Genomic DNA, 26,830 nt, shown 5'->3' with positions numbered 1-26,830 from the left:
CGGCCCGGGAGTTGATCATGGCGTTCCTACCCTTCCGCCTCCCGGGCTTCGGCTTCCGGGTGAAGACGCCCGTGTTCGGCGCGCTCGACGCCTCCAAGACCGTGCGCGAGGCAGCGGTCAATGCCGGGCCGGTGCAGCTCGATCCCAACGTCACCCTCACCAATGCCGACGGCACCGGCTTCGGCGGCGGGCGGCTCACGGTCGCCATCGCCGGCGCCACCGCGGCCGACAGCTTCTCCATCAAGGAGACCGGCGGCATCACGGTGTCGGGGAACGAGGTCTATTACCAGGGCGCGCGCATCGGCACCGTGACCTCGAGCGGGGCCGGCGGCAGCGCGCTCACCGTCGCCTTCGATGCCGGCCCGGTGAGCAACAGCGCGGCGACCGCGCTCGCCCGCGCGGTGAGCTATTCCTCCACCGCCGACGCGCCGGGCAGCGCCGCGCGGGCCGTCACCTTCCTGGCGGTGGATGCGGAGAACACCAGGGGCCCGGGCAAGATCAACCTGAAGATCGCCGCCGACCGCGACGCGCCGGTGGTGTCGGACCTTGACGCCCATGTGACCCGCACGCCGGAGGAGGCGCGCACGCCCAAGGCGGTGGACGCGGACGTGACGGTGCGCAACCCGGACGGCACGGGCTTTTCCGCCGGATCGCTCAGCGTGCATCTCGACGGGGCGACCTCGGGCGACGACCTGACGCTGGCGAACGGGCCGTTCCGCATCCAGGGCACGAAGGTGTATCTGGGCGCGACCCAGGTGGCCAACATCACCTCGAGCGGGCAGGACGGCAAGGACCTGACCATCAAGTTCAAGGGCGCGGCGAAGATTTCCGACGCGCAGATGGCGCAGCTGGTGGAGCAGGTGGCGCACAGCACGTCGGATGCCGCGCCGCCCGAAGGCGAGCGCGCGCTGACCTTCACGCTGACCGACAAGGAAGGCGACGTCACCCGCGCCTCCGTGGGCCTCACGGTGGTGGAGCCCAACCGCGCGCCGGTCGCCACCGCCGACGCGGCGACCACCGCGGAGGACACGCCGCTGGCGATCGCCGTCGCCGACCTGCTGGCGAACGACGCGGACATCGACGGCGACACGCTCTCGGTGACCGGCGTCGGCGGCGCAGTCGGCGGAACCGTTGCGCTGGATGACGGCGAGATCACCTTCACGCCGGATGCGGACTTCAACGGCGCCGCCTCCTTCACCTACACGGTGTCGGACGGCAATGGCGGGACCGACACGGCGACGGTCAACGTCACCGTCTGGCCGGTGAACGACGCGCCGCTGGTCAGCTCCGACGCCACGGCGACCTTTGCGGAGAACGGCACCGGCACCGCCTATCAGATTGCCGCGAGCGACGTGGAGGGCGATGCGCTCACCTACACGCTCTCGGGCGCGGATGCGGACCTGTTCACGGTGGATGCGGACGGCAAGGTGACCTTCAAGGCCGCCCCCGACTTCGAGGCGCCAGCGGATGCGGGCGGCGACAATGTCTACGACATCGGGGTCGAAGCGAACGACGGCACCACCACCACCCGCAAAGCGGTGGCGATCACGGTGACGGACGTGGCAGAGAACGCCATCCCCCGCATCGTCGCAGTGTACGATCCGGCCGTGACCTCGGTTGAAGCGGCGCGGGTCGGCAATGGATACAGCGCCGATTCTCAGTTTTCGCCGGACGGCACCAAGGTGCTGTTCCGGTCCCATGCCAGCAATCTTGTAGAAGGCGACACAAACGGGGACTACGACGTCTTTGTGAAGGATCTTGGAACCGGCGCGGTGACGCTGGTGAATTCCTCCAGCTCCGGGACGCCCGGTAACGCCTGGAGCGCCGGCTACCAGTTCTCTCCGGACGGCACCAAGGTGCTGTTCTCGTCCGCCGCCAGCAACATCGTAGAGGGTGACGCCAACGGAGCCCAAGACGTCTTTGTGAAGGATCTTGAGACCGGCGCGGTGACGTTGGTCAGTTCCTCCGGCGCCGGTGCGCCGGGCAATAGTAACAGCTATGGCCATCAGTTCTCACCGGATGGCTCCAAGGTCCTTTTCCAGTCCTATGCCAGCGATTTGGTGGAGGGTGACACCAACGGATTCCAAGACGTTTTCGTGAAGGACCTTGAGACAGGGGCGGTGACGCTGGTGAGTTCGTCCAGTTCCGGCGTGCCAGGCAATGAATGGAGCAACGGGTACCGGTTCTCGCCGGACGGCACCAAGGTGCTGTTCGAGTCCTATGCGGCCAACCTGGTCGAGGGCGACACCAACGGGACCACCGACGTCTTCGTGAAGGACCTGGAGACGGGAGCGTTGACGCTGGTGAGTTCCTCTGGCTCCGGGACGCCGGGCAACGGCTTCAGTTATGAGGCCCGGTTTTCGCCGGACGGCACCAAAGTGCTGTTCCAATCTTCTGCCAGCAATCTTGTTGAAGGCGATACCAATGGGCGCGACGATGTCTTCGTGAAGGATTTAGAGACGGGTGCGGTGACGCTGGTGAATTCGTCCAGCTCTGGCTCACCAGGCAATGGCTACAGCTACGGCTATCAGTTCTTTTCGGATGGTGCGAAGGTGCTGTTTTCTTCCACGGCCAGCAATCTGGTGGAAGGTGACGCCAACGGGGTCGACGACGTCTTCGTGAAAGACCTTGAGAGCGGTGCGGTGGCCCTGGTGAATTCGTCCAGCTCCGGCACGGCAGGCAACGGTAGGAGCTATGGATACCAGTTCTCACCAGACGGGACCAAGGTGCTGTTCGTGTCGGCTGCCGGCAATCTGGTGGAAGGTGACGCCAATGGAACCGACGATGTCTTCGTGAAGGACCTTCAGACCGGCGCAGTGACGCTGGTGAGTTCGTCCAATGCTGGCGCGCCAGGCAATGGCTGGAGCAGCGGCGTTCAGTTTTCACCAGACGGCACCAAGGTATTGTTCGAGTCCAGCTCAACAAATCTAGTGGATAGCGAATCCAACAGAATCCAAAATATATTTGTAAAGGATCTAAATTCTGGTGAAGTGACGTTAGTCAACTCGTCCAGCTCTGGTGAGCCGGGCAGCGATATGGCCAGTCAATTTAAATTTTCGCCGGACGGCACCAAGGTCCTATTCGTGTCCCGCGCCAGCAACCTGGTGGATGGCGACACGAACGAAACCTACGACGTCTTCGTGAAGGACCTTGCCACGGGCGAACTCACCCTCGTCTCGGCCAGTGCGGACTACGGCAAGCCCCTCGGCCTGTCCGGCTTCCTCACCTTCGAGGACGATGACGCCGCCGACATCCACACCGTGAGCGTCACGCCGGCGGACGGCACCATCGGCACCCTTGTCGCCACCGTCGTGCCGGTGGCGGATGGGCCGGACCGGGTGGAGTATGTCTACCAGGCGGACCGCGACGCCTTCCTCGATCTCCAGGTCGGGGAGACCAAGACGGAAACCTTCACCCTCCTGATCGACGACGGGAACGGCGGCACGGTCTCGCATGACGTGGTGGTGACGCTGGCCGGCACCAACCGCGCGCCGGACGCGGCCGATGACGCCTTGGCGGTGGATCAGGACTACGAAGTGGTGTTCGGGAGCGGCGGCGGCAGCGCCGGCTCGGGCGGCGGCGGCGACCGCATCGCTTTGCCTGCCGGCACCAGCTATTTCAGCCTGGCGTCGCTGCTGGGCAACGACACGGACCCGAACGGCGACCTTCTCACGATCACCGGTGTCGGCGGCGCCGTGAACGGCGTCGTCACCCTCGACGACCAGGGCCGCATCCATTTCCTGCCCGACGACGGCTTCTATGGCGCGGCCTCCTTCACCTACACGGTCGCGGACGGCCGCGGCGGCACCGACACCGCCACCGTGACGCTCGACGTCATCAAGGCGAACACGGCGCCCACCGATCTCGTGCTCTCCAATGCCACCGTGGTGGAGAACCTCGCGGGCGAGACGGTCGGCGTGCTGAGCGCCACCGATCCGGATGGGGATGCGCTTAGCTATTCCATCCAGCCGGGGGGCGACGGCGCGCTGTTCACCCTCGAAGGCAATGAACTGCGGGTGGGCAATCAGAGGCTCGACTTTGAGGCGGCAGCGACGCGCTCCGTCACCGTGCGCGCCACCGATTCCAAGGGCGCCTACACCGAAGAGACCTTCACCATCGACGTGCTGGACCGGCCGGAGACCGTGCTCACCACCGGCACCGACGTGTTCGAGGGCACGGCGGCGGATGAGCAGGTGTTTGCAAACCAAAATACCCTCAATCCCCAAGACCAGCTTTCGGGCGGAGACGGCTACGATATTCTGTTCGTCGATGCGTGGGACGGTGTCGTGAATCTCGCGACGCCGTCGGCCTTCTCTGGCTTCGAAGAGGTGCGGCTGGGCGGCTTTTGGGGTGGCCTGCGGCTTCGGGATGGAACAGACATTCGTGTCGTCAACACCGGTTGGGACAATTCAATCTATCTCTCCACCGGCCGGGAAAACATCAGCGGCGGCGCGGGCTCGGAACGTTTCGAAGCGGATCGCGCCGCGGAGCTTTCCGATGGCGATGTCCTGGACGGGGGAGGAGGAAGCGATTCCTTACGGCTGTCCGGCGGGGGTACTTTCGACCTGACGGTGCCTGACATCCGCAACATTGAAGTCCTGTATATCGACTCATCGACCACCGTGCGCGCGGAAGACGAAGCTCTCTCCGGCTTTCTGGATATATACGGATCGGCCGGCGCCCTGGTCGTCACCGGTGCCGACAGCCTCGACCTTTCCGGCAAGACACTCCACACCGTTTCTGTCACCAGCGACAATGCGTCGGGCACGGTCTTCACCATCGACCGTGCGGCGAACAGCTTCCTTATCCAGGGCGGGTCGGGTAACGACACGCTGGTCGCGAACGGCTTCGCCTACACGGACGAGCAGCGGGCGCTGATCTTCGCCACCACGTCCATCGAAACCATCCAGGACAGCAGCGGAACGCATCCAGGGGCGCGAGACGCGGGAGCCCTTTCCCTCACCCTCGCCAGCGACACCGTCTTTGCCAGCGCTAGCGATCTCACCGTCTACGGCACGGCCGAGACGCTCAGTCCCGGCGATGCGCTCGCCGCCGGCGAGGGGGACGACACGCTGGTGCTCGCCGGCACCGGCACGTTCGATCTTTCCACGCTCGCCGAATTCAGCGGCTTCGAGGAGGTGCAGCTTGTCAATGACTTCGATAGTTCCAATTCCAGTCTTATCCTGCGCGATGGCGCCGACCTCACCGTAACCGGCGGCGCCCACTTCACGTCCTTCTATCTTTCGACCGGCGCTGAGAAAATCTTCGGCGGCAACGGCGGAAACACGTTCTATACGGCGGCACCGGAGGATCTGACAGCCGCCGATGAACTCCACGGTGGTACGGGATCCGATACCCTCTATCTGAGCGGTTACGGGACGACCTACGACCTGCGCGGCATGCAGATCGAGGGAATTGAGCAACTGGGGATTGCAGGTGGGACCGTGATCGTCGACAGTGACGTGCTGGCCTCCGTCACATCCATATACAGCTATGACGGAGGCACCCTCAGCACGCCAGACGCGGAACTCGATCTGAGGGGCGTCGATATGGATCGGGTCTTCGGCGGGGTCACAATCCTGAGCACCAACGCCACCGGCACCACTTTCACAATCGACAACGCTGATATCGCATGGTTTGTCGATGGCGGCGACGGTGTCGACACCCTGGTCGTGTCCGGCCTCAGCCTCACGGACAGCCAGCGTCGGTCCACTTTCACCTACCGCTCCATCGAGATCATCCGCGACGCCAGCGGCGTCTATGGCGATGAGACTGCCAATACGCTCGTCGGCACCGCCGCCGCCGAGATTGTCAGCGGCGGTGGCGGCGCGGACGTGCTAACGGGCGGAGCGGGGGCGGATACGTTCGTGCTCGCCACCGCGGCCGGGGCGCGGATCACCGACTTCAACGCGGTGGGCGGGCTGGTGGCCGACGACGACATCCTCGACATCGGCGCGCTGATCTCGGCCTCCAGCTTCGTCGCGGGCGACGACCTCGCGGACTTCGTGTGGTTCGAGGACGCCGACGGCGACGCCGGCACCTCCGGCGCCTACCTCATGTACGACGCGGACGGCGCCGGCGCCGGGGCGGCGGTGCAGCACACCCAGCTCGACGGGCTGAATGCGGGGGACACGCTGCACCTCGCCTATAACGGCGCCACCTCGGACCTGATGGTCATCCTCTGAGCGGGGGGAGGATGGGGGGAAGGCGAGGCGGGGAAGCCCCGCTTTGCTTGCCTCGCCTTTCCTACCCGGCCCGGAAGGTGCGACGCAGCTGGTCGGCGAGCGGCTTCATGAGATAGGACAAGGGCGTGCGCTCCTGGGTGGCGAGGTGCGCCTCCACCGGCATGCCGGCCACGAGGTCGAGCCCGCCGAGGCGCGCGAGCGCCGCGGGATCGGGCACGATCTCCACCACGTAGTAGCTCGCGCCCGTGCGCTGGTCCCGGGTGACGTCGGCGGACACGCGCGTCACCGTGCCGTCGATCTCCGGCGTCGTCTCCTGCTGGAACGCGCTGAAGCGCAGGCGCGCCGGCTGGCCGGTGCGGACCTGGTCGATGTCGGTGGGCTCCACCTGCGCGTTGACCACCAGCAGGTCGTCCCGCGGCACGATCTTCATCACCTTGTCGCCGGCCGCCACGTAGCTCTTCAGGGTGTGCACGGCGAGCTCGTGCACCGTGCCGGCGCTCGGCGCCCGCACGTCGAGCCGCGAGAGCTGGTCGAGCGCGGCGACGCGGCGCTCCTGGAGCTCGGAGAGCTTGCCCTCCGCCTCGCGCAGCTCGCCCAGCGCGTCGCCCCGCATCTTCTGGTCGATGGCGAGGATCTGCAGGCTGATCTCGGCGATCCGGCCGCGCGCGGCGGCGCTGGAGGCGCGCAGCTGGCCCAGCTCGCCCTCGATGCGGGCGGCCTCGCGGCGCACCGCCGTGGCGCGGCTGATGGAGACCAGCTTCTTGTCCGCCAGTTCCTCCATGGAGGCGAGCTCCACATGGACCAGGGCGATCTCCTTCTCCTTGGCCGCCGATTGCAGCTCCAGCCCCTTCACCTGCTCGTGCAGCTGGTTGATCTGCTCGGAGAGCTGCGACTTCTGCCCTTCCCTCATCTCCTCCCGCGCCCGGAGCAGGCTCGTCTCCCCCGCCCAGACGGAAGCGAGGACGGGGCTTAGCTGATGCTCGGGGGGAAGGTGCGGCTGCGCGGCCATGGCGGCGGCGAGGCCCGCCTCCACCTTGAGCCGGGCGATGCGGGCCAGAAGCTCGTCGATCTGCTGGGTGACGATGGCGAGGTTGGCCTTGGCGAGGGTGTCGTCGAAGCGCAGCAGCAGGTCGCCGGCCTTCACGCTGCCGCCCTCCGCCACCGCGATCTCGGCGACGGTGCCGCCGATGGGCGGCTCGATCGACTTGACGCTGCCCTGGAGCGTCATGGCGCCGCCAGCGATCACCGCGCCGGACAAGGGCGCCAGCGCCGCCCATGCGCCGCCGCCCACCAGGAAGACCGCCACCACGGCGCCGCCGATCGCGAGGTCGCGGCGGGCGCGCTGGAGCGGGCTGGGCGAACGCGGAACCGGCTGCTGCTCCGCGCTCATGGCCGGCCTCCCGCGAGCGGCACGAGCGTGGGCGCGGCGGCGGCCTCGCCATCCCCTCCGGCGCCCTGACGGCCGAGGATCTCGTCGCGCGGCCCGAAGGCGGCGAGGCGGCCGTCGCGGATCGTCGCCACATGGCTCGCGGCGCGGATCACGCTGGCGCGGTGGGCCGCGACCACGACGATGCCGCCGCGCGCCTTCACCCGCTCGATCGCCGCCAGCAGCGCCGCCTCGCCCTCGGCGTCGAGGTGGGCGTTGGGCTCGTCGAGGATGACCAGGAACGGCGCCCCGTAGAGCGCGCGGGCGAGGGCGACCCGCTGGCGCTGGCCGGCGGAGAGGGCGAGGCCGGCCTCGCCGATCCGCGTGTCGTAGCCCGACGGCAGGCGCAGGATGAGGTCGTGGACGCCGGCCTCCCGGCCCGCCGCGATCACCGCCTCGGAATCGCGGTCGGCGTCGAAGCGGGCGATGTTCTCCGCCACCGTGCCGTCCAGCAGGGCCACGTCCTGGGGCAGATAGCCGAGATGGCGGCCGAGCCGGTCCGGCTCCCACTGGTCGAGGCGCGCGCCGTCGAGCCGCACCGCGCCCGCCGCCGGCGCCCACAGGCCGGCGAGCACCTTGAGCAGGCAGGTCTTGCCGGCGCCGGACTTGCCGACGAGGGCCAGCGCCTCGCTCGCGTTGAGGGTGAAGGCGACGCCCTGGAGGATCGGCCGCGCGCCTCCCGGCGCGCCGACGGCAACCGCCTCCAGGTCCAGCCGCTCGACCGGCGCCGGCAGCGCGGTGCGCTCGGTGGCCCGGTCCGCGCGCAGGGCCGCCAGCCGGGGCGCGAGGCGGCGCCAGGCCTCGCGGGCGGCGAGGTAGCCCTTCCAGTGGGCGGCCGCCAGCTCCACCGGCGCCAGCGCCCGGCCCATGAGGATGGAGGCGGCGATCATCACGCCGCCGGTCGCGTCGCCGCGCAGCACCAAAAGGGCGCCGATGCCGAGCAGCAGCGATTGCAGCAGTGCCCGGAAGGCGCGCGACAGCGCCGCGAGGTTGACCGAGGACACCGCGAGCCGCTCGTGCCCGGCGCGGCTCTCCTGGTCCAGCTGCGCGAAGCGCGCGCGCATGTTGCCGACCATGCCCAAGGCGTGGGCCGCCTCGGCGCCGCGCCGCGCGCCCTCGATGAAGCCGGCGCGGCGGGCGGCGACCTCGGTCGCGGCCTTCACGCGGGCCTGCGAGCGCGCCTCGCCGGCCAGCGCCAGGCCGACGATGACGACGGCGCCCGCCAGCGCCGTGAAGCCCAGCCAGGGATGCAGTAGGAAGCACAGGCCGACGAACAGCGGCACGAACGGGGCGTCGAACAGCACCGTCGGACCGGGACCGGACAGGAAGCCGCGCACCTGGTCGAGGTCGCGCAAGGTGGCGGCGAACTCCCCCGGCGCGCCGAGGCGCGCGGTGCGGTGCAGCCCATCCGCGAACAGCTCCGGCGCGAGGCGCTCCTCCACCGTCGCGCCGAGGCGCGCGAGCAGGCGTCCGCGCGCGGCGTCGATCACGCCCTGCACGGCATAGGCGGCGATCACCAGCCCCGTCAGCGCCGCCAGCGTCGGCAGCGAGCGCGAGGGCAGGGCGCGGTCGTAGACCTGGAGCATGTAGATCGCCCCGGCCAGCATCAGGATGTTGACCGCCACCGAGAACAGGCCGATGCCGGCGACGAGCGGGGCAAGATCGCGCAGGCTGAGCGCCGCCGCGCCCCGCCCGCCTTCTCCCATTCCGCCCCGGGCGCGCCGCGTCATGACCCGCCCCGCGCGGGAGCGGTGCCCAAGGGGAGAAAGGAGGCGCCCGGATCATCCATGGCCGCACCCGCCATCAGCCGATCCGCGCCAGGAACCTCAACCTGGATTGCCATGGGGGAAGGCTTGCATGGCCGCCAAGCGCCCGCATCACCCAATTGGGTGGGGTCGCGTCAGGCCGGGCGGCCATGTCATTGCGGCCCGGCGGCGCGCCGGCGTTCGAGCGCGCCGGTCGTGGGATCGCGGGCGCATGCACCGCCTCAGCGGAACAGATCCGCGAGCAGAGGCGCCGCGCCGGCAAGGAGGAAGGCCGCTCCCAGGGCGACGGCGATCACGCCCGCCGCCTTCGACAGGATGGCGCCATGCGGCAGCAGCTTCTCGGCCGCCACATAGATGGCGAGGGCGGCGGTCCAGCGCAGGTCCATCATGGACACCACCAGCATCAGCAGCATCAGCGCCCAGCAGCAGCCGACGCAATAGAGGCCGTGGCGGAAGCCCATCACCATGCTGCCGAGATAGCCCTCGCGCCATTCCGAGAGGATGAAGCCGGACGGGGAGCGGCAGTGGGTGAGGCAGGCCTGCTTGACGCTGGTGAGCTGGTAGAGCCCGGCCAGCACCAGCACGCCGCCGCTGAGCAGGCCGCTGCTGAGCGCCATGTCCGGCCCCACCAGACCGGCATTGGCCATCAGCCAGTGGCCGGCCGCGCCGGCGAGGCTGAAGCCGCCCCACACCGCGAGATAGCCGAGCACGAACACCAGCGTCGGCACGTAGGGATCGCGCCGGGCGCGCCGGCGCTTGGCGATGGTGGCGAAGGCATCGATCATGGGGGCGGCGGAGGGCAGCATCATCGCCACCATCATGGCGTTCCACATGAGGAAGGCGTTGGCGAAGTCCGCGGCGGACCAGGGCCGCGCGCACAATTGGGCGAGGAAGGTCGGGTCGATCGCCTCCATGCCGGCGGTGATCGCCCAGGAGCCGAGCCAGGCGGAGAGCGTGACGAAGGCGAGGGCCGCGGCGATGACGGCGCGTTCGGGGAGGGTGAGCATCGCGCGCCCCGCCTCACTGCTGGTCGAGCGGGCGGCGCCAGGTGAAGGCGCCCGGCCCCTTGTGCTCGAACGGGATGTGCTTGGCCGAATAGGACGACCAGTCCCACTTGAACCCGAAGGCGTCGAGCACGTTCTTGCGCGCCTGGCCGACCGTGATGTCGCCGGGGCCCACCTCCGGCCGGGGGGCGTTGGAGATCTTGCAGACCTGGGCGTTGGGCACCATGAGATCGCGATACGGGCCGCCCTCGCCGTCGATCATTCCGGGCACCACCACCTTCCAGGTCTCGGCGTCGAAGGTCAGCTCGATCGGCACGAACATGACACCGAGCTGGCGGATGGTGAGGTCGCGCCAGGCGGCGAAGTGGCCGCCCACCTGGCCGGTGAAGATCAGCTCCAGCGCGTGGCGCTGCGCCGGGGTGGCGCGGTCGTCCAGCAGGAAGCCGAAATTGCGGTTGCGCTCCAGGACGCCGCCCTCGAAATGGCCCACCAGGATGCCGACGAGGCCGTCGAGCGGCACGTCGCCGTAATGGCCCTCGCGGATGATCCAGGTGAGCACGCCCTCGCAGATGCCCGACGTGGGGTTGGCGCCGAACACGCAGGGGCAGCCCACCGCGCAGCTGCACAGGTCGAACCAGTCGCCGGCGATCCGCCATTGCGGGATGCGTTCACGCTCCTCGGTCATCGGTCCTGCTCCTTTCCGTCCTGGCCGGGCCTGCCGCCGGTCATGACAATCGGTTGATTGGGTGTGGATTGACTTGAATAAAAGGATCGCGCGCCGGCGACCGCCTGCTCCTCGCGCGATGGGTCAGAAGGTTGCGGGGGTGTTGACCCACAGGATGCGGGCGACGCTCGCGCCGACGTTGCGGTAGCCGTGGGGCAGGTTCGAGGGGAAGAAGAAGGAATCGCCGCCCTTGACCACGTACATCTTGGCCCCGACCTGAAGCTCCACCTCGCCCTCCAGCACGTAGCCGACCTCCTGGCCGTCATGGACGATGGTGCCCTCCGAGCCCCCGCCCACGGCGATGATGTGGATGTTGGCGTCCATGAGCGCCGTCTCGCGGTCGCTGATGAGGCATTCGAGGGTCACGCCGTGGCCCGGCCGCACCGAGCTGACCGAGATGTGCGGGCGATCCTGCGGATGGGACACCACGTGGTCGTCGCTGAGCGGCGGCGCGAGCAGGCTGGCGATATTGGTCTCCAGCACGCGCACCATGGCGTGCAGCGTGTGGAGCGAGGGCACCGCCTGGTCGCGCTCGATCTTCGAGAGCATGCTCACGGAGATGCCGACCTGCTCCGCCAGCTCGGCCAGGGTCATGCCCTTCACCTTGCGGGCATGGCGCAGCTTGACGCCGATGGGCGGGGCTTCCCTCACCTCGGACGGCGGGCGTCCGGGCGCAACCTTGGCGCTGTTCTTCCTCGAGGTCTGCCCGCGCGCGCTCATGGTGCGATCCGTCCGTCGGCTGGGTGTCCGGCGACCGGCGCCGGACCGCGTAATGCCTCATTATACCAGTCCCTCAGGATGGCGGCGTAGAGGGCTGTCGCCTCGTCGATGCGATCGACGAGGCAATATTCGTCGGTCTGGTGGGCGAGATCCGGCTCGCCCGGTCCGAGGATCATGGCGGGCGGCGCGCCGAGGGCGGCGGCGAGCACCGAGCCGTCGGTGAAGTAGCACACGCCCTGGGGCGCGATGCTCGCGCCCGCGATGTCGCGCGCGAGCGCGCAGACGCGGCGCACCCAGGGGTGCTCGGGCGAGGTCCAGACGGCGGGCAGGTCCAGCAGCGTCGAAAGCCGCGTCTCGGCGCCCAGGAAGGCGGACATCTGCGCGCGGAGCGCGTCGTGGGACTGTCCCGGAAGCGTGCGGATGTCGAGGCTGACCACCGCGCGGTCCGGGACCGAGTTGATGTTGATGCCGCCGTGGAAGGCGCCGACGCTGAGCGTCGGCGCGCCGAGCACCGGATGGCGCGCGTGGTTGAAGTCGAAGTCCTGGAGCCGCATCACCAGCTCGGCGGCCTTCACCACCGCGTTCACGCCGTTCTGCGGCATGGAGCCGTGGGCGGTGACGCCCTCGGCCGCCGCCTCCAGCCAGAGCGCCCCCTTGTGGCCGACCAGGGGGACGTTGGCGGTGGGCTCGCCGATCAGCAGCGCATCCGCCCGGCCGGGCAGCCCCGATGCCTCGACCACCGCGCGCGCCCCGTCGCAGCCGGTCTCCTCGCCCGCCGTGATGACGAGGGCGAGGCCGTTCTCCCCGTCGCCCCGGCCGCCGTAGTCCCGCGCCGCGGCGACGAAGGCGGCGACGCCGCTCTTCATGTCGCTGGACCCGCGACCGTAGAGGCGCCCTCCGATGATGGCGCCGCCGAACGGATCGACGCTCCAGGCCCGCGAGCCGAGCGGCACCGTGTCCACGTGGCCGGTGAAGGCGAGAACATGCCCGGTGCCGCCCGCTTGCGCCACCAGGCTCGACCGGCCCGGCCCCAGCGGCACCTCGGCGCAGCGGAAGCCCATCGGCTCCAGCTCCGCGCGCAGGAGGCCGATGGCCCGCGCCTCGTTGCCGGGCGGGTTGACGGTATCGATCCGCACCAGGGCGCGGGTCAGTTCGACGGCATAGGAATTGGTCACGACGCGATCACCATGTCTTCTCATTGCGCCGCCCGCGCGAAGGCGCGGACGGGTCGTTCATCCGAAATAGGCCCGCTTCACGTCCTCGTCGGCGGCAAGCGCGGCGCTGGTCCCGGAGGCGGTGACCCGCCCCTGGGAGAGCACATAGCCGGCGTGCGAGATGGCGAGCGTCTGGCGCACGTTCTGCTCGATCAGGAACACGCTCGCGCCCTCGGCATTGAGCCTGTGGATGATGGCGAAGCTCTCCTTCACGAACAGCGGCGAGAGGCCGAGCGAGGGCTCGTCGATCACCAGGAGACGCGGCTCCGCCACCACGCCGCGGCCGATGGAGACCATGGCCTGCTCGCCTCCCGAGAGCGTGCCCGCCATCTGCGCGCGCCGTTCCGCGAGACGCGGGAAGAGGGCGTAGACCCGGTCGAGCCCGCGCGAGAGCCGTCCGCCCTTGGCGTAGGCGCCGAGGCGCAGGTTCTCCTCCACCGTCAGCTTCGGGAACATGCGCCGCCCCTCGGGGATGCAGGCGATGCCGGCGCCGACGATGCGGTGCGTCGGCCAGCCCGCGATGTCCGCGCCCTCGAACAGGATGCGGCCGGCGCGGGCCGGGGTCAGGCCCATGATGGCGCGCACCAGGGTGGACTTGCCGGCGCCGTTGGCGCCCAGCAGGCAGGTCACGGCGCCGGCCCCGATGTCGATGTCGACGTCGGCGAGCACGTCGGCATGGTCGTAGCCGGAGCGGATGCCGCGCAATGAGAGGATGGCGCTCATTCGTCCCCCAGATAGGCGCGCTGGACCAGCGGGTCGGCGACGACCGCGCGGTACGGCCCCTCGCAGACCTTGCGGCCGAAGTTGAACACCACGCACCGGTCGGTGACGCGCTCGATGGTGGCCATGTCGTGCTCGACGATGACGATGGCGAGGTCGCTCATCCCGGCGCGGACGGCGAGGATGTCGTCCATCAGGCGGCGGGTCTCCTCGTGGGTCATGCCGGCGGAAGGCTCGTCGAGCAGCAGCAGGCGCGGGCTGGCCATCAGGGCGCGGCAGACCTCGATGCGCCGGCGCTGGATCATCGGCAGGCCGGCGGTCGCCTGGAGCGGGTCGCGGGCCAGCTCCGGGTCGAACCGCTCCAGCAGCGCGCGGACGTGGGCCAGCTGCGCGTCCATCTCGCGCGCCAGCGCCCGCCTGCGGAACAGGGCGTGGAAGATCCCCCGGTCGAGGTTCTTGCCGTTGCCCAGCACCACGTTCTCGAACACCGACAGATCGAGGCATAGGCGCGAGCGCTGGAAAGTGCGGGCGATGCCCTTCTCGTAGACCTTCTGCGCCGAGGCGGCGGTCAGGTCCTCGCCCGCGAACCGGACCGTGCCGCCGTGGGGCGCGAAGATGCCGGTGACGACGTTGAAGAAGGTGGTCTTGCCGGAGCCGTTGGGGCCGATGAGCCCCAGCACCTCGCCGGACCGGACCGTCACGTCCACGCCGTCGAGGGCGACGATGCCGCCGAACCGCCGCGAGAGGCCCTCGGCTTCGAGCAGCGCGGTCATCGGGCCGCCCCCGCCGAGAGCCGCGCGCCGCGCGGGATCAGCCCCTGCGGGCGGAACAGCAGCACCAGCACCACCAGCGCCGAGAAGATGAGGAAGCGGTATTCCTGAAGCACCTGGAGCTTCTCCGGCACCAGCACCACCACCAGGCAGGCGACCAGCGTGCCCCAGTGGTTGCCGAGCCCGCCAAGGAGCACGATGGAGATCAGGATCAGCGAGTCCTCGAGCGTGAAGTTGGACGGGGCGATGAAGCCCGCCATGAAGGCATAGAGCGCGCCTGAGAGCCCGGCGAGCACGCTGCCGAACACGAAGGCGATCGCCTTCCACACCGCGGGGCGGATGCCGAAGCAGGCGGCCGCGGTCTCGTCGGCGCGCACCATGTCGAGGGTCAGGCCGGCCCAGGAGCGTTCCAGCCGCTGCGCCAGCACCAGGGAGGCGGCGAGCAGCGCCAGCGCCGCCACCAGGTAGACCGCGTATTGCGACACGTCGTACCCGAGCATCTCGAACGGGCGGTTCGGCCGCCAGCCGAAGATGTCGATGCCGCGCACCTGGAGGCCCTGGGGGCCGCCGAGGGCGTCGTTCACCTCCAGGAAGCCCTTGAACAGCATGGCGAAGGCGATGGTGACCACGGCCGCGTAGTGGCCGCGCGCCCGGCACAGAGGCAGCACCAGGACCGCCCCCATCGCGCCCGCCACCAGCGCCGCGAAGGGAAAGGCGAGGATGTGCGGCAGGCCCGACTGCACCACCATCGCCGCCGCATACGCCCCGGCCCCGTAGAGCGAGGCGCCGGCGAAGTTGACGACGCCCGCATCCCCGGTCTGCACGTTGAGGCCGATGCAGACGGTGGCGGTGAGCAGCACGCTCGCCAGCATGAGCAGGTTGAAATGGTCGTCGAGGAACACGAACGCCACGGCCAGGGCGGCGACGATCGCCGCCGCGCCCATGACACCCTCGTGGGCGGTGAAGGCCGTCGCCAGCGGGCGGGCGAGCGCCGGGCGGCGCAGCAGCCAGCCGAGCGCGAGCGCGAGCGCGCCTGTCGCGGCCACCTCCCACTGGTGCTCGCCCTTCAGCAGCAGCACCACCCATGCGGCGCTCGCGGCGATGGCGCCGAGGCCCACCGCGCGCGGATGTCTTGCGAGAAGCTCCGGCATGGTCAGACCCTCTCGCTCGGGGCTTCGGCGAGCAGGCCCGTGGGCCGCCACGTCATGATGAGGATCACCACCGCGAAGGTGAACACGTCGCGGTAGGCGCTGGGGATGGGCAGGGCGACGGTGCCGATGGTCTGGAGCGCGGCGAACAGGAATCCGCCAAGGAGCGCGCCGTAGAAGTTGCCCATGCCGCCGATGATGGCGGCCGAGAAACCGGCGACGCCGAGGAACAGGCCCATGCCGAAATTGATCTCGTTGTAGTAGAGCCCGTTCATCACGCCGGCCACGGCGGCGAGCGCCGAGCCGAGCGCGAAGGTGCCGAGCACCACCAGGTCGAAATTGACGCCCATCAGGCGGGCGGTCTCCGAATCCTGCGCCACCGCCTTCATGGCGAGGCCGTAGCGGGTGCGGTTGATGAAGACGTGCACGGCGATGATCACCACGAGCCCCGCCGCCAGCAGGATGAGGCTGTCATAGCGCAGGCTGACGGCGCCGAGCTCCATGCTGCCCGAGGGCAGCAGGCGCGGGAACGGCTTGGGGTTGGCCCCGTCCGGATAGAACAGGCGCACCGCCTCGCGCAGCAGCGTCCCGGCCATCAGCGTGATGAGCAGCACGTTGAGGGCGGGCGCTTGCCTCAGCGGCAGCACCAGCACCCGGGCGATGAGGATGCCGAGCAGCGCGGTCACGAGGATCGCCCCGGCGAGCGCCAGGGCGATCACCGCGAAGGAGCTGGCGGCGATGCCCGACGCGCTGAGCGCGGCGGCCACGGTATAGGCCGCGAACGCACCCACCATGAGCACGTCGCCGTGCGAGAACTTGATGACGTCGAGGACGCCGAAGAACAGGGTGAAGCCAACCGCCACGAGGGCGTACATCATGCCCAGCATCAGGCTGTTGGTGACGTGCTGGCTCAGCGCCGCCATGTCCATGGAGAAACCGGCTCCGGTGTGAATGCGGGAAGGGTCGGGGCGCCGCCCCCCGCGGGGGGCGGCGGCAGGCTCACGGGCGCTTCTTCAGCTTGCGCTGGCCGGTGGCGTATTCCGATTGCTCCCAGGGAATCCACTTGCCGTCCTGGACGATGTAGGTGGTGATGAGCGCCAGCTCGTTCTGGCCGTCCTTGTCGAAGGTGATCGGGCCGACGATGGAGGCGGCGTCCTTCACGTCCATCAGCGCCTTGACCACAGCCTTGCGGTTGGGGCCGACCTTCTCGATGGTGTCGAGGAGCAGGTTCATGGCGGCGAAGGAGAACGGGCCCCAGATTTCCGGCGGCTCCTTGAAGCCGGCCTTCTCGTACTCGGCCATGAAGAACCGGCCGCCCGGCAGCTTGGCGATCGGTACGCCGGCATGGAAGGCGAGGGCGCCCTCGGCGAGCGGGCCGAGCGTGGCCGCGAAGGTGTCGGAGACGATGCCCGAGGCGCCCTCGAACTGCACGTCGCCGAGGCCGAGCTTGTCCATCTGCGAGCGGATGCGGATGCCGAGCGGGGCGAGGCCGGCGAAGTAGATCACGTCCGGGTTCAGCGCCTTGATCTGGGTGAGCTCGGCGGTGAAGTCCTGCTGGTCCGAGGAGACGCCGAAGCTGCCGAGGATCTTGCCGCCGGCATCGGTGATGAACTTGGTGAAATACTTGTTGTGGCCCTTGCCGTAGTCGGTGGTGTCGTGGATCACGGCCCAGGTCTTGAAGCCCTGCTGCGTCATGAACTTCGACGCGGTGAATTCCTGGCTGAGCATGGTGCCGTTGACGCGGAAGACCTCGTCGAAGTCGTTGCCGCTGGTGATCTCGGGCAGCACCGCGCCCCAGACGATCGCGGGCAGGCCGAACTCGTGGAACACGTTCACGGTGCCCATGGCGACGGCCGAGCAATAGTGCGCCACGGCGCCGATGATCTTCTTGTCGGTCGCCGCCTTGGTGGCCACCTGGATGCCCACGTTCGGCTTGCACTCGTCGTCCAGCGCCACGAGGTTGTAGGTGTATTTCGCCTTGGGGTCCTGGTTGCGCAGGGCGACCGCGAGGCTCGCGGAGTTGCGCGCGCCGATGCCGATGGCGGAGACGCCGCCCGTGAGCGGGCCGATGAAGGCGACGGACACCTCGTCCTTCGCCTGGACCTGGGAGGCGCCGAGCGCAAGGCAGGCGACGGCGCACGCGGCTGCCCGTCGCAGCCGGTCGAGAGCTACGTTCATTGTTCCGATCCTCTGGAAAAGGTGCCCCGTTGGACGGGGTCTGGAAGAACCGGATGTGAGGATAGACAATCATTTTCATAAAAGTCAAACGACTTGAATAAAATTTTCATGGACCGTGGATCATGTAGCTTCAAGCCTTTGCGAGGCCATGTGCCCACATGCGCGGCGGCGAGGCCGGCGGCCGCTGTTGCGCCGCAATGCGATCTCTGGGACAAAGGCGCGTCCGACCATGTCGCGTGGGAGAGACCGCTCGGGCGCCTGCCGCCGGGGCGGCGCCGACGGAGCAAGCGCCCCAGGAAACTCTCAGGCAGAAGGACCGCGCGGCAGGACGATCTGGAGAGAGGCGCTGGCGGGACAATCTCCCGCGGGGCGCCCACCGAAGGGGAAATCTTCCGCCAGGAGCCGCGCGCTCCCGGCGGCGGATTAAGCTCTCAGGTGCCGGGACAGATGGGGCTCGCCGGGGCGCTTCGGCGCTCCTCCTGTCCCCGTGCGCTTCGAGAGGAAGCCATGTCCCATCTCGCCGTCATCGGCGCCGGCATCACCGGCGTCACCACCGCCTATGCGCTCGCCCGCAATGGCCACCGCGTCAGCGTCATCGAGCGCGAGCGCTATCCCGCCATGGACACGTCGTTCGCCAATGGCGGCCAGCTGTCGGCCAGCAATGCCGAGGTGTGGAACCACGCCTCGACCATCGCCAAGGGCCTCAAATGGATGGTGCGCAGGGACGCGCCGCTGCTGCTGAACCCGATGCCGTCCTGGCACAAGTATTCCTGGATCGCGGAGTTCCTCGGCGAGATCCGCAACTACCGCGCCAACACGGTCGCGACCGCGCGGCTCGCGGTCCTGGCACGGCGCCTGCTGATCGAGACCGCCGCGCGCGAGAACATCGACTTCGACCTGGAGCAGCGCGGCATCCTCCACGTCTACCGCGACCGCGCCGGCTTCGAGCATGCGGGCCGGGTCAACGCGCTCCTGGCCGAAGGCGGGCTGGAGCGCCGCGCTGTGACGCCGGAGGAGATGCGCGCCATCGAGCCGGCGCTGGAAGGCGCGTTCCATGGCGGCTTCTACACCCCCTCGGACGCCACGGGCGACATCCACAGGTTCACGCGCGGCCTCGCCCATGCCTGCCGCAGGCAGGGCGTCGCATTCCTGCACGAGGCGAAGGTGGAGGCGGTCACGGCCGATGGGGCGGGCGTGCGCATCCGCTGGTCCCAGGCCGGCCCGCAGGCGGGCGCCGCCGAGGTGCTGGAGGCGGACGGCGTGGTGATCTGCGCCGGCATCGCCAGCCGCGCCCTCGCCGCGCAGCTCGGCGACCGGGTGAACATCTATCCGGTGAAGGGCTATTCCATCACCGTTCATCTCGACGACGCGGAAAGCCAGGCCGGGGCACCGTGGGTGAGCCTCCTGGACGACGCCACCAAGATCGTCACCAGCCGGCTCGGGCGCGAGCGCTTCCGCGTCGCCGGCACCGCCGAGTTCGCGGGCGAGAACCGGGACATCCGCGCGGAGCGCATCGCCCCGCTGGTGCGCTGGGTGCGCACGCTGTTCCCGGGCGTCGGCACCGGGCGCATCCAGCCCTGGGCCGGGCTGCGGCCGATGACGCCGTCCATGATGCCGCGCGTCGGACCGGGCCGCCGGCCGGGCGTCTGGTACAACACCGGCCATGGCCATCTCGGCTGGACGCTCTCGGCCGGCACCGCGCACCTGATCGCAGAGGCCATCGGCGCGGCGCGCTGAAGGCGGCGCGGCCTCGGCGCTCACCCCATGCGGCACGCGCCTGCGCGCGCCGCACCGAGGCCACCGCTGCGCTTTCTGGCCGGTCATGGCAAGCGCGGGGGCGCCGCAGCCGGAGGGGCAGGCCCGGCGCGCTCGTCTTCGAGGCGGCGCGGTGGGGACGGCCCCGATGGGCCGCCACTCCGCCTCGCGGCTCCAAAATCGCATCGATTTCAGGGGGATAAGTGGTGGGCGCACTAGGGCTCGAACCTAGGACCCGCTGATTAAGAGTCAGCTGCTCTACCAACTGAGCTATGCGCCCGTTCCGGGTGGCCCCGGAAGGAGGCGTCCGTTTAGCAAAACGCCCCCGCCCTTACAAGAGCGGAGGCGCACTTTTTTGCCGGTCGTCGGATCGGTCCAGCCGGCACGGCGACGGTACGCCGCCGCGCCGCAAGGCTCACTCCTTGAAGGCCTCCTCACGGGTCTTCTGCACCGAGGGCAGCAGCACCATCACCAGCGCGACGACGGCGAGGATCAGCAGCACCGCCGAGATCGGGCGGGTGAGGAACACCATCGGGTCGCCGCGCGAGATCAGCATGGCGCGCCGCAGGTACTCCTCCAGCATCGGCCCGATGACGAAGCCCAGCAGCATGGGCGCGGGCTCGCAGTCGAGCTTCACCAGCGCGTAGCCCAGCACCCCGAACAGCGCCATCGAGTAGACGTCGAAGGCGTTGTTGTTCACCGAGTACACGCCGATGCAGCAGAAGGCGATGATGGCCGGGAACAGCAGGTGGTAGGGCACGGTCAGCAGGCGCACCCACATGCCGATCAGCGGCAGGTTGAGCAGCACCAGCATGGCGTTGCCGACCCACATGGAGGCGATGATGCCCCAGAACAGGTCCGGCTTCTCCGTCACCACGTTCGGCCCCGGCGTGATGCCCTGGATGATGAGCGCGCCGATCATGAGCGCCATCACCGGGTTCGACGGGATGCCCAGCGTCAGCATGGGGATGAACGAGGTCTGGGCGCCGGCATTGTTGGCGCTTTCCGGACCGGCGACGCCGGCGATGGCGCCCTTGCCGAACTCCTTCGGGGTCTTCGAGACCTTCTTCTCGATGGAGTAGGAGGCGAACGAGGACAGCATGGCGCCGCCGCCCGGCAGGATGCCGAGCACCGAGCCGACCGCGGTGCCGCGCAGCACCGGGGCGATGATCGCCTTGAACTCGTCCTTGGTGAGCAGGAGGCCCTTCACCTTGGCGGCGACCAGCGAGCGGCCGTGCTCGTCCTCCAGGTTGCGGATGATCTCGCCGATGCCGAACATGCCCATGGCGACGGCGACGAAGTCGAAGCCGTCGGCCAGTTCCTGCATGTCGAAGGTGAAGCGCGGGGTGCCGGTGTAGATGTCCTGGCCCGACAGGCCGAGCAGCAGGCCGAGGACGATCATCGCCAGCGCCTTGACGATGGAGCCGGAGGCGAGCGTCACCGAGGCGACGAGGCCCAGCACCATCAGCGAGAAGTATTCCGCCGGGCCGAACTGCAGCGCGAGGTTGGCGAGCGGCGGGGCGAACAGCGCCAGCAGCAGGGTGGCGACCGAGCCGGCGAAGAACGAGCCCAGCGCGGCGGTGGCGAGCGCCGCCCCAGCGCGGCCCTTCTTGGCCATCTGATGGCCGTCGATGGCCGTCACCACCGAGGATGATTCGCCCGGCAGGTTGATGAGGATCGCCGTGGTGGAGCCGCCATACTGCGCGCCGTAATAGATGCCGGCGAGCATGATGAGGGCGGAGACCGGCGGCAGGCCGAAGGTGATCGGCAGCAGCATGGCGATGGTGGCGAGCGGGCCGAGGCCGGGCAGCACGCCGATCAGCGTCCCCAGAAGCACGCCGATGAAGCAGTAGAAAAGGTTCTGGAGCGAGAGCGCGACCGAGAAGCCGAGCTCGAGATTGCTGAGAAGTTCCATGGCGCGCTCCTCAGTATCCGCCGAGCCAGGGGCCGATGAGCTGCAGCGGCAGGCCGAGCCCCTTGATGAAGACCGCCCAGCAGAAGACCGTCAGGATCACGGTGTTGATGATCGCCGACTGGAAACGGAACTTCTGGCTCGCCAGCGTGGAGGCGAAGACCGAGATCGCGAGCGCGGGCACGAAGCCGAGCGGGCGCATGGCGAAGCCGAAGAAGACGATCGCGCCGGTGAGGATGATCAGCGCCCGCCAAGCGATGCCGGAGGGACTTTCCCCGGTGGTGCGCAGGCCGTTCACCAGCACCACCGCGCCCAGGAAGGCGAGGGTGCCAGACAGCACCATGGGAAAGTAGCCCGGACCCATGCGGCTCGATGTGCCGAAGGGCAGGTCGAGCGCCTGCCACGCGAACAGCGCCGCAAGGGCAATGAAGAGGAGTCCCGCAAGGACATCCTTGGGATTTCGCACCAAACTCATAGCCTCCCCTCAGCCACTGGTCGTTCTTGTGATCTTGGGGGCGATGTTGCCCCATGTCCGCGACGTGACGCCGACGCGACGATCACATGCATAAACAATGCGGCTCCCGAGCGCGAGCCCGGAAGCCGCATGACTAAGCGTCAATCTGCAAAGACGCCCGCCGCCTCGATGATCGGCTTCCACTGGGCGATCTGGTCTTGCAGGAACTTCTCGTGGACGGCCGGGCTGCGGCGGTCCTTGGGCTCCGGCTCGGTGCCGAGGTCGGCCATGCGGGCGATCACCTTGGGGTCGTCGAGCGCGGCGTCGAGGGCCTTGTTGAGCTTCTCGACCACGTCCTTCGGCGTGCCCTTGGGGGCGTAGATGCCGTGCCACACCGCCACCTCGACCGGCAGGCCGCCCTCGGCCGTGGTCGGGATGTCGGGCAGCGACTTCACCCGCTCCTTGGTGGTCACCGCATAGGGCTTCACCTTGCCGCCCTTGATCTGCCCGGTGGTGTTGGTGGTCTGGTCGCAGAGCAGGTCGATCTGGCCGCCGACCAGGTCGTTCATGGCCGGGCCCGTGCCGGGATAGGGCACGGTGGTCATGGGCGTGCCGACCTTGGACATGAACAGCATGCCGCACAGGTGCGAGGCCGAGCCGACGCCGGCATTGCCGTAGGTGACCTTGTCCTTGTTGGCCTTCACGTAGTCGACCAGCTCCTTGTAGGTCTTCGGCTCGAAGCCGTTCTTGCCGATGATGGTCATCGGCACGGCGGTGACGAGGCCGACCTCCTCGAAATCGCTGCCGGGCTTGTAGGGCAGCTTGCGGTAGAGCGTGGCCGAGGTCGCCTGGCCGATGTGGTGGAGCAGGATCGTGTAGCCGTCGGGCGCGGCCTTCGCCACCTGGCCCGCGCCGCGGGTGCCGCCGGCACCGCCCACATTCTCCACCAGCACCTGCTGGCCGAGGGTGCGCGACATGCTCTCCGCGATCAGGCGCGCCACGGTGTCCGTGGGGCCGCCAGCGGTGAAGGGCACCACCATGGTGACGGGCCGGGTGGGATAGGTCTGGGCGCCGGCTGCGGACGACAGTCCGACGGCGGCGGCGAGGGCGAGCGCCGCTTTGAAGATGCGCATGGTGTCCTCCTCAACTCCCCTGGGAGCGTTCTGGGCCGTTGCCGGCTACAGCCTTTGAAACGGGCGCGGTGGCGAGCGTCAAGTCTTGCGCCACGCAACGGAGCAAGTTTTGCAGTGCAGCATTGTGTGCGCAGCAGAAGAAAACGGGCTGATCGCCACCTTGGCGTGTGTAGAGCGGCCAAAGACCGGTCAAACGTCGCGGGATTGCGGACTTTTGCCTGTTTACGCGCCAGACAGGCCGCGCGGAAAAGACCACGAACGTTGGACGCCCGGCGACGGGGGAGGAGTGATGCCGGCAGCCGGCGCGAACGGCTCTCGGGGCAAGCCGTCCGCGATGCGCCCTCCGTGACCGGCGCGAGCCGGACGGTGGCTGCGCGCGGCGGCGGCCCCTGCCGGTCCCGGGGAGACGGGCAGGGGCGCGTTGCCGGTCAGCCTGCCGCGCTCTGCGGGTTGAGCGTCTGGCGCTTCATCTGCAGCTTGTTGAGGGCGGTGATGTAGGCCTGCGCCGAGGCGACCAGCGTGTCAGGGTCGGCCGCACGGGCGGTCACGGCCTTGCCGTTCTCCTCCAGCCGCACCGACACCTCCGCCTGCGCGTCGGTGCCCTCGGTGACCGCGTGGACCTGGTAGAGGTCGAGCTTCACATTGTGGGGCACCAGGGCCTTGATGGCGTTGAAGGTGGCGTCCACGGGCCCGTTGCCCTCGGCCTCCTCGGTCCGCACCTCGCCGTCCACCGACATCTTCATGGTGGCGCGCTGCGGCCCGCGGGTGCCGGCGATCACCGACAGGGAGATGAGCTTGATGCGGTCGTGGGCGGCGGCGATGCCCTGGTCCACCAGCGCCTCGATGTCCTCGTCGTAGACCACTTTCTTGCGGTCGGCGAGGTCCTTGAAGCGGGCGAAGGCGTCGTTCAGGGCGTTCTCGCCCAGATCGTAGCCCATGGTCTTCAGCTTGTCGCGGAACGCCGCGCGCCCGGAGTGCTTGCCCATCACCAGGGAGGTCTTGGAGACGCCGACGCTCTCCGGCGTCATGATCTCGTAGGTCTGGGTGTGCTTGAGCATGCCGTCCTGGTGGATGCCGCTCTCATGGGCGAAGGCGTTCCGGCCGACGATGGCCTTGTTGTACTGCACCGGGAACGAGGTCACCGCCGACACCAGCTTGGAGGCGCGGGTCAGCATGGTGGCATCGATGCCGGTGCGATAGGGGAGCACGTCGGCGCGGGTGTTGATCGCCATGACGATCTCCTCCAGCGCCGCATTGCCAGCGCGCTCGCCGATGCCGTTGACCGTGCACTCGATCTGCCGCGCACCGCCGGCGAGGCCGGCCAGCGAGTTGGCGACCGCCATGCCGAGATCGTTGTGGCAGTGCACCGAGAACACCGCCTTGTCGGAGTTCGGCACCCGCTCGATCACGGTGCGGAACAGCCGCTCATACTCGGCCGGGGTGGTGTAGCCCACGGTGTCGGGGATGTTGATGGTGGAGGCGCCGGCCTTGATCGCCGCCTCCACGCAGCGGCACAGGAAGTCGATCTCGGTGCGGGTGCCGTCCTCGGACGACCACTCCACGTCCTCCACGTGGTTGCGGGCGCGGGTGACCGAGGCGACGATCATCTCCAGCACCTGCCCGGGCTCCTTCTGGAGCTTGTACTTCATGTGCACCGGCGAGGTGGAGAGGAAGGTGTGGATGCGCCCGCGCCGCGCGTGCTTCACCGCCTCGGCGCAGCGGTCGATGTCGTTCAGCGCGGCGCGCGACAGGCCGGCGATGGTGGCGTTCTTCGTGCGGCGGGCGATCTCCGCGACGCTCTCGAAGTCGCCGATGGAGGCGATGGGAAAGCCGGCCTCGATAACGTCCACGCCCATCTCGTCGAGCAGGTCCGCGACCTCCAGCTTCTCCTCGAAGGTCATGGAGGCGCCGGGGCACTGCTCGCCGTCGCGCAAGGTGGTGTCGAAGATGATGACCCGGTCCGCCTTGCTCTGGGGCGCGGGTACGGGGGGCGTGGTGGTGTCGGTCATCGCTGCGGTCCTTCTGGCGATCCGGCGGGCCGCCCATCGGCGGGGCGAGGCATGGTGCGGATCATAAGCCGAATGGGGCGCCGGGTCTTCCCGGCGGCGGCGTCAACCCCTGAGTGCCCAGGCGCATGCCCGGCCGGCCCTCAGGGGCGGCTAAGGAGAAGAAGCGCGCGCAGAATGAGAGCGTTGCCCGGAAACCGATCGGTCCGGGGGGCAGAAGCGGCGGTCTTGGTCGTGCGGGACGACACGGGGGCGCTCTACTCTTCGCTCAGATGCTTGGAAGGCCGCTCATACCGGAGTGAAGGCCGAAGCGCAAGGGTCGCGGCCGCCGCCTACCGCCCCGTGGCGAACGAATTCGCAACCCGCGCGGCATAGGCTCCCCTCAACGCGGCCGGGCGGCGATGCCGGGTCCTGCACGCAGGGCTTCAGAGGATCGACCGAACCGGCGCGCCGTCCGGCACGTTCGAACTGGGGAATGACGATGGTATTCGAATTGTCCTTGGGCTTTGTCATGATCATCCTTGCGATGATGCTTCATCTCGGGGCGACGATTCTGATCGTGCGCACGGTCCGCCCGCTTGAAGTTCTGATCAAGTCCTCGCCTTATGTTTTTATTGCCGCCACATTGATGCTGACGAATTTGATCTTTTTCGTAACCCATCTCATCGGCGTGGCCCTGTGGGCGCTCGTTTATCTGTATCTGAACCTGGCCGCTGACTTCTCGTCCGCGTTCTATTCCGCCTTCATCATGAACACGACGCTGGGGCTGGGCCTGATCAACGCGGAGATCGGGACGCGCCTGCTGGCTCCGCTCACGGCGTCCAGCGGAATCATGATGATCGGCTGGTCGACCGCCGTGTACATCTATGTGGTCCAGTCGTATCTGCCGCATATCGCGCGCCACGATTAGGGGCGGCGTCGAAGGGTGCCGGCCGCGCCCTTCGGGATCGGGTGCGGCGTGCAACCGTTTTCATTGCGCCGCACACAACCATCGACGATCCAGCAAACCGGCGGTATAGCTTGCTTCCAAGAGGAGCCGCCGCCCTTTGCTGTCCGTCGTCATCCCCACCCACAATTCCGAGCGCCGCCTGGTGCCCGTGCTGTCCGCTTTGGTCCAGGGCGTGACCGCCGGCGTGCTGCGCGACGTGACGCTTGTGGACAACGGCTCGACCGACGGCACCGCCACCATCGCCGACGGCGCCGGCTGCGCCTTCCTCCAGTCGGTGGGCGACCTCGGCGTGCGGCTGCGCCAGGGGGCGGCCGCCTCGCGCGGGCGCTGGCTGATGTTCCTCACCGACCAGTCGTTCCTGGAGGAGGGCTGGGCGCGGGAGGTGGCGCATTTCATCGAGGCCGCCGAGCGGCGCGGCCAGGCCGAGCGGATCGCCGCCACTTTCCGCCTGGCGGTGGACGGCTACGGCTTCGGGCCGCGCATCGGCGAGGCGGTGGCGGCGGCGCGGCTCGCGCTGCTCGGCCTGCCGAAGCCGGGGCAGGGGCTCATCATCTCCCGGCGGCACTATGACCGGCTCGGCGGCCACCCCTCCGGCGTCAAGGCGGAGCAACGGTTCCTGGCGCGCATCGGCCGGCGCCGCATTCATGTGCTGCGCGCCCGCATCCTGCTCGACGCCGGCTTGGGTGAGGACGAAGGTGCTTTCCACCCCAAATAAGCCCCAGTGTCGGATAAGGTCTTGGCGCGGCCGCGGCGATAGGGCTTGATC

Annotated in this window: 19 protein-coding genes, 1 tRNA gene and 1 riboswitch; of the genes, 4 read left to right on the top strand and 16 right to left on the bottom strand. The window is 68.9% G+C overall.

The genetic code is table 11. From position 1 onward, the window contains the following. Window positions 1-17: 17 nt before the first annotated feature. Window positions 18-6,185, top strand: coding sequence for a tandem-95 repeat protein (locus V5F67_RS19565; protein ID WP_394020151.1), 6,168 nt, complete (start codon window positions 18-20; stop codon window positions 6,183-6,185). 61 nt (window positions 6,186-6,246) lie between these two features. Here the strand turns inward: V5F67_RS19565 and V5F67_RS19560 are convergent, their stop codons facing one another. From V5F67_RS19560 to V5F67_RS19510, 11 genes are all read right to left on the bottom strand, one after another. Further along, the gene (locus tag V5F67_RS19560; protein ID WP_394020149.1) at window positions 6,247-7,575 is read right to left on the bottom strand and encodes an HlyD family type I secretion periplasmic adaptor subunit; all 1,329 of its coding nucleotides are present in this window, start codon (window positions 7,573-7,575) and stop codon (window positions 6,247-6,249) included. Then, window positions 7,572-9,317: a type I secretion system permease/ATPase gene (locus V5F67_RS19555; protein WP_394020147.1), complete on the bottom strand. Its 1,746-nt coding sequence runs from the start codon at window positions 9,315-9,317 to the stop codon at window positions 7,572-7,574. Before V5F67_RS19555 ends, V5F67_RS19560 begins: the two co-directional genes overlap by 4 nt. 281 nt (window positions 9,318-9,598) lie before the next feature. After that, complete coding sequence (locus V5F67_RS19550; RefSeq protein WP_394020145.1) at window positions 9,599-10,384, bottom strand: DUF2182 domain-containing protein; 786 nt, start codon at window positions 10,382-10,384, stop codon at window positions 9,599-9,601. A gap of 13 nt (window positions 10,385-10,397) precedes the next feature. Beyond that, on the bottom strand, window positions 10,398-11,066 hold the full coding sequence (locus tag V5F67_RS19545; protein ID WP_394020143.1) for a DUF1326 domain-containing protein: 669 nt from the start codon (window positions 11,064-11,066) through the stop codon (window positions 10,398-10,400). A gap of 123 nt (window positions 11,067-11,189) precedes the next feature. After that, window positions 11,190-11,825 carry a cupin domain-containing protein gene (locus tag V5F67_RS19540; RefSeq protein ID WP_394020141.1) on the bottom strand — a complete coding sequence of 212 codons (636 nt, stop codon included), beginning with the start codon at window positions 11,823-11,825 and terminating at the stop codon, window positions 11,190-11,192. Then, window positions 11,822-13,000, bottom strand: coding sequence for a M20 family metallopeptidase (locus V5F67_RS19535; protein ID WP_394020139.1), 1,179 nt, complete (start codon window positions 12,998-13,000; stop codon window positions 11,822-11,824). Before V5F67_RS19535 ends, V5F67_RS19540 begins: the two co-directional genes overlap by 4 nt. Window positions 13,001-13,057: 57 nt before the next feature. Further along, window positions 13,058-13,762, bottom strand: a complete 705-nt coding sequence (locus tag V5F67_RS19530) for an ABC transporter ATP-binding protein (protein WP_394020137.1) — start codon at window positions 13,760-13,762, stop codon at window positions 13,058-13,060. Then, window positions 13,759-14,532: an ABC transporter ATP-binding protein gene (locus V5F67_RS19525; protein ID WP_394020135.1), complete on the bottom strand. Its 774-nt coding sequence runs from the start codon at window positions 14,530-14,532 to the stop codon at window positions 13,759-13,761. Before V5F67_RS19525 ends, V5F67_RS19530 begins: the two co-directional genes overlap by 4 nt. Further along, window positions 14,529-15,680: a branched-chain amino acid ABC transporter permease gene (locus V5F67_RS19520; protein ID WP_394020133.1), complete on the bottom strand. Its 1,152-nt coding sequence runs from the start codon at window positions 15,678-15,680 to the stop codon at window positions 14,529-14,531. The genes V5F67_RS19525 and V5F67_RS19520 overlap by 4 nt, the downstream gene beginning before the upstream one ends. Before the next feature lie 2 nt (window positions 15,681-15,682). Continuing rightward, window positions 15,683-16,606, bottom strand: a complete 924-nt coding sequence (locus V5F67_RS19515) for a branched-chain amino acid ABC transporter permease (protein ID WP_394020131.1) — start codon at window positions 16,604-16,606, stop codon at window positions 15,683-15,685. A gap of 70 nt (window positions 16,607-16,676) precedes the next feature. Continuing rightward, the gene (locus V5F67_RS19510) at window positions 16,677-17,855 is read right to left on the bottom strand and encodes a branched-chain amino acid ABC transporter substrate-binding protein (RefSeq protein ID WP_394020129.1); all 1,179 of its coding nucleotides are present in this window, start codon (window positions 17,853-17,855) and stop codon (window positions 16,677-16,679) included. A 227-nt stretch (window positions 17,856-18,082) separates the two neighbouring features. After that, window positions 18,083-18,184: riboswitch (glycine riboswitch) on the top strand. A gap of 118 nt (window positions 18,185-18,302) precedes the next feature. On the opposite strand from V5F67_RS19510, the gene V5F67_RS19505 reads away from it, so the two are divergent. Next, a complete protein-coding gene (locus V5F67_RS19505) occupies window positions 18,303-19,592 on the top strand; it encodes a D-amino acid dehydrogenase (RefSeq protein ID WP_394020421.1) in 1,290 nt (429 codons plus the stop codon). 222 nt (window positions 19,593-19,814) lie between these two features. Here V5F67_RS19505 and V5F67_RS19500 read toward each other — a convergent pair. The 5 genes from V5F67_RS19500 to V5F67_RS19480 all read right to left on the bottom strand — a co-directional run bounded on the left by V5F67_RS19500 (window position 19,815) and on the right by V5F67_RS19480 (window position 25,118). Beyond that, a tRNA-Lys gene (locus V5F67_RS19500) sits at window positions 19,815-19,890 on the bottom strand. 135 nt (window positions 19,891-20,025) lie between these two features. After that, window positions 20,026-21,525: a tripartite tricarboxylate transporter permease gene (locus V5F67_RS19495; protein ID WP_394020127.1), complete on the bottom strand. Its 1,500-nt coding sequence runs from the start codon at window positions 21,523-21,525 to the stop codon at window positions 20,026-20,028. Window positions 21,526-21,535: 10 nt separating this feature from the next. After that, window positions 21,536-21,997: a tripartite tricarboxylate transporter TctB family protein gene (locus tag V5F67_RS19490; protein ID WP_394020125.1), complete on the bottom strand. Its 462-nt coding sequence runs from the start codon at window positions 21,995-21,997 to the stop codon at window positions 21,536-21,538. A gap of 140 nt (window positions 21,998-22,137) precedes the next feature. Further along, window positions 22,138-23,109, bottom strand: coding sequence for a tripartite tricarboxylate transporter substrate-binding protein (locus tag V5F67_RS19485; RefSeq protein ID WP_394020123.1), 972 nt, complete (start codon window positions 23,107-23,109; stop codon window positions 22,138-22,140). 428 nt (window positions 23,110-23,537) lie between these two features. Further along, window positions 23,538-25,118: a 2-isopropylmalate synthase gene (locus V5F67_RS19480; protein ID WP_394020121.1), complete on the bottom strand. Its 1,581-nt coding sequence runs from the start codon at window positions 25,116-25,118 to the stop codon at window positions 23,538-23,540. Between the two features lie 472 nt (window positions 25,119-25,590). On the opposite strand from V5F67_RS19480, the gene V5F67_RS19475 reads away from it, so the two are divergent. Continuing rightward, a complete protein-coding gene (locus tag V5F67_RS19475; protein ID WP_394020119.1) occupies window positions 25,591-26,025 on the top strand; it encodes a hypothetical protein in 435 nt (144 codons plus the stop codon). A gap of 136 nt (window positions 26,026-26,161) precedes the next feature. Then, the gene (locus V5F67_RS19470) at window positions 26,162-26,779 is read left to right on the top strand and encodes a glycosyltransferase (protein ID WP_394020117.1); all 618 of its coding nucleotides are present in this window, start codon (window positions 26,162-26,164) and stop codon (window positions 26,777-26,779) included. Window positions 26,780-26,830 lie beyond the last annotated feature (51 nt).

Origin of the sequence: Xanthobacter pseudotagetidis (assembly GCF_043194795.2) — a bacterium.
Lineage (GTDB): Bacteria > Pseudomonadota > Alphaproteobacteria > Rhizobiales > Xanthobacteraceae > Xanthobacter > Xanthobacter tagetidis_A.
Note: the sequence above shows the minus strand (reverse complement) of the source record. Positions and strands in the feature narration are given on the sequence as shown.